The sequence below is a fragment of the Streptomyces spiramenti genome (assembly GCF_012034385.1).
In the GTDB taxonomy this organism is placed as follows: Bacteria; Actinomycetota; Actinomycetes; order Streptomycetales; family Streptomycetaceae; genus Streptomyces; species Streptomyces spiramenti.
The window spans coordinates 1-8,496 of record NZ_JAAVJB010000214.1; the positions used below are offsets into that span (position 1 = coordinate 1).

The 8,496-nt window shown below is 73.6% G+C and carries 8 protein-coding genes; 3 read left to right on the forward strand and 5 right to left on the reverse strand.

All coding sequences use genetic code 11. The annotated features are described in order from the left end of the window. Positions 1–1,584 (reverse strand): DEAD/DEAH box helicase (locus HCJ92_RS19625; RefSeq protein WP_167934939.1); only part of this gene is annotated, 1,584 nt, incomplete at its 3' end. A 237-nt stretch (positions 1,585–1,821) separates the two neighbouring features. On the opposite strand from HCJ92_RS19625, the gene HCJ92_RS19630 reads away from it, so the two are divergent. Together HCJ92_RS19630 and HCJ92_RS19635 are read left to right on the forward strand one after the other, a co-directional pair. Next, positions 1,822–2,571 carry a ferritin-like fold-containing protein gene (locus HCJ92_RS19630; RefSeq protein WP_167934940.1) on the forward strand — a complete coding sequence of 250 codons (750 nt, stop codon included), beginning with the start codon at positions 1,822–1,824 and terminating at the stop codon, positions 2,569–2,571. A 144-nt stretch (positions 2,572–2,715) separates the two neighbouring features. Next, positions 2,716–3,234, forward strand: a complete 519-nt coding sequence (locus tag HCJ92_RS19635; RefSeq protein WP_167934941.1) for a hypothetical protein — start codon at positions 2,716–2,718, stop codon at positions 3,232–3,234. Positions 3,235–3,291: 57 nt separating this feature from the next. Here the strand turns inward: HCJ92_RS19635 and HCJ92_RS19640 are convergent, their stop codons facing one another. After that, complete coding sequence (locus tag HCJ92_RS19640; protein WP_338054274.1) at positions 3,292–4,068, reverse strand: hypothetical protein; 777 nt, start codon at positions 4,066–4,068, stop codon at positions 3,292–3,294. Between the two features lie 192 nt (positions 4,069–4,260). On the opposite strand from HCJ92_RS19640, the gene HCJ92_RS19645 reads away from it, so the two are divergent. Beyond that, the gene (locus HCJ92_RS19645) at positions 4,261–5,424 is read left to right on the forward strand and encodes an Mrp/NBP35 family ATP-binding protein (RefSeq protein WP_167934942.1); all 1,164 of its coding nucleotides are present in this window, start codon (positions 4,261–4,263) and stop codon (positions 5,422–5,424) included. Between the two features lie 211 nt (positions 5,425–5,635). Here HCJ92_RS19645 and HCJ92_RS19650 read toward each other — a convergent pair whose 3' ends face one another. The 3 genes from HCJ92_RS19650 to HCJ92_RS19660 all read right to left on the reverse strand — a co-directional run. Beyond that, a complete protein-coding gene (locus HCJ92_RS19650) occupies positions 5,636–6,277 on the reverse strand; it encodes a hypothetical protein (protein WP_167934943.1) in 642 nt (213 codons plus the stop codon). 135 nt (positions 6,278–6,412) lie between these two features. Beyond that, positions 6,413–7,033, reverse strand: a complete 621-nt coding sequence (locus HCJ92_RS25880) for a sec-independent translocase (RefSeq protein ID WP_167934944.1) — start codon at positions 7,031–7,033, stop codon at positions 6,413–6,415. Positions 7,034–7,109: 76 nt separating this feature from the next. Further along, positions 7,110–8,496: S1C family serine protease (locus HCJ92_RS19660; protein ID WP_245241024.1), on the reverse strand; the 1,387-nt coding region annotated here is incomplete at its 5' end.

Below are 8,496 nucleotides of genomic sequence, written 5' to 3' on the forward strand. Positions count from 1 at the left end.
GCCCTCCTCGGTCTCGGCGCCCGCGGGCTCCGCGCCCTCGGCGGGTGCGGCGACGGGTGCGGCGGCGTCGGCGGCCTCGTCGACCGGGGCACCGTTCCGGGTCCGGCGGCGCTGCCGCGAGGCGGCGGGCCGGGCGGGACGTTCCTGCTCCTCGTTGCGGCGGCGGTTGCCGCCGCGCTTGGCGTCGGGACCGCCGAGGTCCTCGACCACCTCGGCGTCGAGCCCGGCACGCGTCCGCTCGGCACGCGGCAGGACGCCCTTGGTCCCGGCGGGGATGCCGAGTTCCGCGTAGAAGTGCGGCGAGGTCGAGTAGGTCTCGGCCGGGTCGTTGAAGTCCAGCCCCAGCGCCTTGTTGATCAGCTGCCAGCGCGGGATGTCGTCCCAGTCGACGAGAGTGACCGCGTTGCCCTTGGCACCGGCGCGGCCGGTGCGGCCGATGCGGTGGAGGTAGGTCTTCTCGTCGTCGGGGGTCTGGTAGTTCACCACGTGGGTGACGCCCTCGACGTCGATGCCGCGGGCGGCGACGTCGGTGCAGACCAGCACGTCGACCTTGCCGTTGCGGAAGGCGCGCAGCGCCTGTTCCCGGGCACCCTGGCCCAGGTCGCCGTGGACGGAGCCTACGGCGAATCCCCTGCGGTCGAGCTGGTCGGCGAGGTCCGCCGCCGTCCGCTTGGTGCGGCAGAACACCATCACCAGCCCCCGGCCGTCGGCCTGGAGCAGCCGGGCCATCATCTCGATCTTGTCGAGGGAGTGGGCACGGTAGACGTGCTGGGTGGTGTTGGCGACGGTCAGACCCTCGTCGTCCGGCACGGCGGCCCGGATGTGGGTGGGCTGGCTCATGTACCGGCGCGCCAGGGAGATGACCTGACCGGGCATGGTCGCCGAGAAGAGCATGGTCTGCCGACGGGTCGGCAGCATCTGGATGATGCGCTCGACGTCCGGGAGGAAGCCGAGGTCGAGCATCTCGTCGGCCTCGTCGAGGACGAGCGCGCGGACCTCGTTGAGCCGCAGCTTGCGCTGGCCGGCCAGGTCGAGCAGTCGGCCGGGGGTGCCGACGACCACGTCGACGCCCTTGCGCAACGCCTCGACCTGCGGCTCGTAGGAGCGCCCGCCGTAGATCGCGAGGACCTGCACGTTGCGCGCCTTGCCGGCGGTCTGGAGGTCGTTGGTGACCTGCTGGCACAGCTCGCGCGTCGGGACGACGATGAGCGCCTGCGGGGCGTCGGAGAGGTCCTCGGGCCGGGCCCGGCCCGCCTCGACGTCGGCGGCGACGGTGACACGCTCCAGCACGGGGATGCCGAAGCCCAGGGTCTTGCCCGTGCCGGTCTTCGCCTGGCCGATGACGTCGGAGCCGGCGAGAGCGACCGGCAGGGTCAGCTCCTGGATGGGGAACGGGGTGACGATGCCGACGGCCTCGAGGGCCTCGGCGGTCTCGGCGAGGATGCCGAGGCTGCGGAAAGTTGTCGTGGACAGTGTGCTTGCCTCTTCTGTGTGACGCGAAGCACGATGGCGAGGCGGGTCGGTCCACCGCGCCGGCGAGCGGCCCGGAAAGGGGCCGTCACGGCACGGGACCCGGCATCTCACTCAAGCGCATGCACCGCGCGAGCGGGTCCCACCTGGCGGACGGTGGTGTCCGCGTGCGGGCTGTCAGTCGGAGCCGATCGGGCCACCGACCGGGCATCCGCGGGTCCTGGTCCAGCCAGGAATCTCCACATGAACGGGACCCGCCTGCTGGCGGGTCCATATCACTCTACCCCGGAACCGCGCACATGTGTCAGGGGCGATCGTGAGGGCAGAAGGTCCCGGGCTATTCTGCGGCCCATGGACACGCCCGAAGAGTCAGCTCCCGATACCGGCACCGAGCGCGAGCGCCCGGAGGCCGGTGCCTCGCGCACCTGGGAGGAGGCCTCGGCCGACCCGCGCTACCGCGCCGCGATCGTCGACCTGCTGGGCGCCCTGGCCTACGGGGAGCTCGCCGCCTTCGAGCGGCTGGCGCAGGACGCGCGGCTCGCGCCGGGGCTGGAGGCGAAGGCGGCGCTGGCACGGATGGCCGCCGCCGAGTTCCACCACCACGAGCGGCTCGCCGCCCGGCTGACGGAGATCGGGGTGGACGCCGCCGCGGCCATGGAGCCCTTCGCGGGGCCCCTGGACGAGTTCCACCGGCTCACCGCCCCCTCCGACTGGCTGGAGGGCCTGGTCAAGGCCTACGTCGGCGACGCCATCGCCGCCGACTTCTACCGCGAGATCGCGCACCGTCTCGATGTCGAGACCCGGGACCTGGTGGTCAACGTGCTCGACGACACCGGGTACGCGGACTTCGCCGTGGACAAGGTCCGCGCCGCGATCGAGGAGGACCCGCGTCTCGGCGGCCCGCTCGCCCTGTGGGCGCGGCGGCTCATGGGCGAGGCGCTCTCCCAGGCGCAGCGGGTGGTGGCCGACCGGGACGCGCTCTCGACGATGCTGGTCGGCGGTGTCGCCGACGGGTTCGACCTGGCGGAGATCGGCCAGATGTTCGCCCGCATCACCGAGGCGCACACCAAGCGCATGGCGGCGCTGGGTCTGGCGGCCTGACGCCACGGGCAGCGGCAGCGCGATCGGCACCGGCCTCCGGGCACGGCGGTTCCCTCTCAGGGCGGGCCCGCGCGGGAGGCCGGCGCCCGCCGTGCCGCCGGCCGGTGGGTGCCGTGCGGGCGCGCGGCGCTCTACGGTGGTGCGATGACGACCTCGCTGCTGGACGCGGCCCTCGTGGAGGAGACCGCGAAGAAGTCCTCCCTGCTCTGGGTGCGCGGCCCCGGCCCGGCTCCGGCGCGCGCGCTGTGGCACGCCTGGCACGAGGGCGCGGTCTGGCTGGTGGGCGGACCCGGCGAGCAGCCCCTGGAGGGGCTGGAACTGCGGGACGGCGGCACCGCCACCGTGACGGCCCGCAGCAAGGACAACGGCGGGCGGCTGCTGGTGTGGACGGCCCGCGTCGGTGAACCCGCGGCGGGCGGCCCGGAGTGGGCCGCCGCAGTGGCGGAACTGCGGGGCAAGCGGCTGAACGCCCCGGACGCCGACCGGCTGGCGGACCGCTGGGCGGCGGAGTGCCGGGTGCTGCGGCTCACCGCCGAGGGGCCGGCGGCGCAGCGCCCGGGGGCGTACCCGACCGGCTCCGGCGCGGAGCCGCCGCGGGAGTCGGCCGCGCTCACCCGGGGTCGCGTGCCGAGCGGCCTGCCGGTGGCACGCGGGCGCCGCTGACCCGCCCGCGTGCCGGGCCGGTCCTCCGCCGCCGGGCAGGGAGGGGAGCGCGGTGTGTCAGCCGGCGTCCTTGAGGATCTGGTCCCCGTAGTCCACGATCTGCTCGTCCTGCGGCGCGCGCAGCGGGAACTCCTCGTTCCACTCGGCCATCCGGATCTCGCCCGCCTCGCCGCCCCGTTCGAGGCGCAGCGGGTAGGGGTCGCCGATCAGAGAGACCTCCAGCACGCCGCCGGCGCCCTCGTCCGCGACGACGCTGATGGTCGCCACGTTGTTGAACATGCCGCGGTCACCGGTCTCGCGGGTGCCCTCCATGCCGAGCAGCAGGTCGAGCATGAGGGCCTTGTCGGTGAACCCGCTGAGCTGGTCGTACGAGGGGTCCTCCGGCGGGACCTTGACGTACATCCCCTCCAGCTTGGTGGAGGGGTCGATGTCGCGCTCCGCCTCGTCCTCCGACTGCTGGTACTGCCAGAACGCGGCGTCCGCCTTGATGAACAACTCGTCCTCGACGCGGAGCAGCTCGAAGGTCGCGCCCTGGGTGGAGACCTCGCCGACGCCGCCCTCGGGGCCGAGCCGCATGTCGAGTCGGAACCCGGCCTCACCCGCGGTGACGGAACCGGAGAGGCGGAGCGACTCCGCCTCGGAGGCCGCGGTGAAGGCGCGCTCCTCGATGGTCGCGGCCGGCAGGGACGCGAGGCCGTTGGTGCCCTCGTCCGGGTCCGGCGGCGGTTCCTCCTCGCCGCCGCAGCCGGTGAGGAGGCCCGCTCCGGTCACACACATCAGGCCGCTCACCAGCAGCTCGCGGAGGGGATGCCGCCTTCCGGCTCGGGGGGTCACGGGGGCTGCCACTCCTCGGTTCGCTGTGTTCTGGACCCGTCCTGCGACCTCGGCCGCACGAGGGCGCGCCGCAGGCGGTCACCGGGTTTCCAACGGGTGGTCACCGGCGGGTGAGCGGCAGCGTACCCGGCGCGTGCGCAACGCCACAGGGCCGGTCCCACCGCGCGGTGCCGGAGCCGTACCATCGGTGCCATGGCTACCGACACGACCGCCGCCGGAACCACCCCCACCGAGGACGCGGTGCGAGCCGCGCTCGCCACGGTGAACGATCCGGAGATCCATCGGCCCATCACCGACCTCGGCATGGTGAAGTCGGTGGAGATCGCCGCGGACGGGGCGGTGGTCGTCGGCGTCTACCTGACCGTGTCGGGGTGCCCGATGCGCGAGACGATCACCAGCAACGTCGAGGACGCGGTGCGCGGCGTCGCGGGTGTCACCGCCGTGCGGGTCGAGCTGGACGTGATGAGCGACGAGCAGCGCAAGGACCTCGCCGCCTCGCTGCGCGGCGGGCAGGCCGAGCGTGAGGTGCCGTTCGCCCAGCCGGGTTCGCTGACGCGGGTGTACTGCGTGGCCTCGGGCAAGGGCGGCGTCGGCAAGTCCTCGGTGACGGTGAACCTGGCGGCGTCGATGGCCGCGGACGGACTGAAGGTCGGCGTGGTCGACGCGGACATCTACGGCCACTCCGTGCCGCGGATGCTGGGCACCGACGGCCGGCCCACCCAGGTCGAGAACATGATCATGCCGCCGTCGGCGCACGGCGTGAAGGTGATCTCCATCGGGATGTTCACCCCGGGCAACGCGCCGGTGGTGTGGCGCGGGCCGATGCTGCACCGGGCGCTCCAGCAGTTCCTGGCCGACGTCTACTGGGGCGACCTCGACGTGCTGCTGCTGGACCTGCCCCCCGGCACCGGCGACATCGCGATCTCGGTGGCGCAGTTGGTTCCGAACGCCGAGATCCTCGTGGTCACCACGCCGCAGCAGGCGGCGGCGGAGGTGGCGGAGCGCGCCGGTTCGATCGCGGTGCAGACGCACCAGAAGATCGTGGGCGTGGTGGAGAACATGGCCGGGCTGCCCTGCCCGCACTGCGACGAGATGGTCGACGTCTTCGGCAGCGGCGGCGGCAAGCAGGTCGCCGAGGGGCTGACCCGCACCACCGGGGCCGAGGTGCCGCTGCTGGGGCAGATCCCGATCGACGTGCGGCTGCGGGAGGGTGGCGACGAGGGGAAGCCCGTGGTCCTCTCCGACCCCGACTCCCCCGCCGGGACGGCGATCCGGGCCGTGGCCTCCGCGCTGGGCGCACGGCAGCGGGGCCTCTCCGGGCTGTCGCTGGGCATCACGCCGCGCAACAAGTTCTGACCGCTCCTCGCTCCCGTCGTGACATGACAAGGCCGGCGCCTCTCGGCGCCGGCCTTCGTCGCGCTGCTCTCCCGGGCGGGTCAGGCCGCGGCCGTCGCGGTCGGACCCGTCGTGCCCGGCCCGCGCGCCGGCCGCGGTGCGCCGGTCGTTGCGGCGGGGGCGTCGCCCCCGGTGGGGGAGGCCGCCGGCCGTCGGGGGCCGTCCGGTCCGGTCAGGTGTAGCTGTGGATGTCCTCGACCACGGCGAACCCGAGGCCGTACGCGCTCATCCCGCGCCCGTAGGCGCCGATGTGCTGGCCGTCCCCGGCCGCACCGGCCAGGACCCAGCCGTACTCCGACTCCCGGTAGCGGAAGTCGGTCGGGGTGCCGTCGACCGGCAGGGACAGCATCGACCAGCCCTCACCGTGCAGCTGGTCCGCGAGGTCCCACGCGATGCTGGTCTGCTGCTCCAGCCAGTCCTGCCGCAGCGCGCGTTCCATGTGCGTCGGCCAGGTCCGGGAGAGCAACCCCGAACCGGCGAGCCAGGCCGCCGAGGAGACCGAGGTGGCCTCCAGGACGCCGGTGCCGTCGGGGCTGCGCCGGACCGGGCGGGTCGCCACGGTCACCACCACCGCGAACCGCTGTTCCTCCGGGCCGAGTTCGGCCAGGTAGGACGGCTCGTCGCCGTGGCCGGTCGAGCCGTGCTCGACCGATCCGTCTGTCGCCGCCGCCACCTGCATGAGCCAGCGCGGCCCGCTGAACGCCTCGTCCAGTCCGTACCAGGGGAAGTCGGCACTCAGGTAGCCGTCGACCGCTTGTCGGGCACCCGGCACCCCCTGAGTGGTGTCCGGCCCGGTCCGACTCGTCGTCTCCATGTGCGGACGCCTCCTCCTCACGTGTGCCCAGGGGGAGCCCCGGGACACAGCGAGGATAGCCACCCGCCCCACGCGCGGCGGGGAAGCCCGGAAACCCGACGGAGATAAATACCCCAAATGCGATGGAATGCCCGGTCAGGTGGCGTCGATGTCGAACGGCGGTGCGACGGCCGAGGATCGGGTCGGGGCGCTCGCCGGGGTCGTCGGCGCCGTCTTGTCGAGCCGTACGCCCCCCTGGTGGCTGTCGTTGGTCGGCGCGGCGTCCGCGTGCATCTCGGCCTCCGTCGCGAAGCCCTTGTCGAGTTCCACCGGGTCGCCGGGGGCAGCGGTGCTGCCGGTCACGCTCCGGCCGTCGGCGGAGTCGTCGTCCGACCCGACGCGCGAGGGCCGGGCGCGGCCGTTGACCGCGTCGGTGGCCTCGGTCAGCTCCTTGCGCACGTCCAGCGAGTCGCGCACCTCCGTGAGCTCCTTGCGGACGTCCAGCGAGTCGCGCAGCTCACGCAGGCCCAGCTCGTCCTTGCTCATCAGGTGCTTCTGGGCGAAGCGCTTGGGGTGGAGGTCCTCGAACTCGAAGTCCTTGAACTCCGGCCCCAGCTCGGACCGGATGTCACGCTTCGCGTTGTCCGAGTAGGCGCGGACCTTCTGCAGAAAACCCACGGCGTCCTGGATCAGCTTGGGGAGCTTGTCCGGGCCGAAGAGAAGAATCGCCAGGATCAGCAGAATGAGGAAATTGAGCGGTCCGATATCGAAGAACAACTGTCAGCTCCCTCAAGCGGAAGATATCCGGCGACAGCCACGGTACCCCGCTGGGCGCCCGGGGCGGGAGGGGTGGTCACTCCGAGGTCGCGCGCCCCAGCTCCACACTGACCGTCCGCTCGTCCCCGTCGCGTTCGAGAGTGATCTCCAGCACGTCGCCGGGCCGGTGCGAGCGCACCTTCACGATCAGCTCGTCGCTGCTGCGGACGCGCGAGCCGTCGACCGCCGTGATGACGTCGCCGTCACGTATGCCGGCCCGTGCGCCGGGGCCGTCGGCCAGCACCCCCGACTCGCTGCTGCTGCTACCCACCAGGGCGCCGTTGCCGGTGAAGCCGAGGTCGAGCTTGACACCGAGGACGGGATGGGTGGCGACGCCGGTGTTGATCAGCTCCTCGGCGATGCGCTTCGCCTGGTTGACGGGGATCGCGAAGCCGAGCCCGACGCTGCCGCCGCGGGACTCCCCGTCGGCGTCCGCACCGCCGGGGGTCCGGATGGCGCTGTTGATGCCGATGACCCGCCCGCTGTCGTCAACCAGCGGCCCCCCGGAGTTCCCGGGGTTGATCGGGGCGTCGGTCTGCAGCGCGTTGACGTAGCTGATGTCGGAGCCGTCGCCCTCACCTCCCGCCGTGATCGGGCGGTCCACCGCGCTGATGATGCCGGCCGTCACCGTCCCGTCCAGGTCGAAGGGCGAGCCGATCGCCACCACCGAGTCGCCCACCCGCACCGCGTCGGAGTCGCCGAGCGGCAGCGAGCTGAGGCCGGAGACACCGGTGACCTTGACCACGGCCAGGTCGTACCCGCTGTCGGAGCCGACCAGTTCCGCGCGGACCGCGTCGCCATTGTGGAAGGAGACCTGTATCCGCCCGCCGTCCCGCGCCGGCCGGACCACGTGCTCGTTGGTGAGGATGTGGCCCTCGTCGTCGAGCACGAACCCCGTGCCCGTGCCGCCCGCGCCACCACCGCTGGAGTAGAGGGTCACCACACCGGGGAGGGCGCCCTCCGCGATCGCCGCGACGGTACCGGGCTGGCTGACGCGCTCCTGCCCGCTCGCCTGGGGCAGCCGCACCTCGCTGAAGCTGCCGCCCCGCTCCAACTGGACGCCGACGACACCGCCGACGCCGCCGGCGACCAGCGCGACCACCAGCGCGCCGACCACGAGCGCGGCCGGGCGCGGCCGACGCGAGGCGGGATCGGGCTCCGGCTCCCAGGGACCCGGCCCGTAAGGGGCGACCGGGCCCGCGGGGGCGCCGGGAGCCGCCCAGGGGTCGTAGCGCTGCGGTCCGGCTGCGCGCGGCGCCGGACCGACAGCGGGTCCGGGCCCGGCGTCGGGTCCGGTCGGCAGGGGGTGGGTGCCGGGCAGGGTCTCGGAGCCCGCGACGGCACCGGGCCGACCGGGCGGGGGCGTCGCCGAGCGGGGCACACCGGCACCCGGCACCGCGCCGGACGCGCCGGTGGGCGACCGG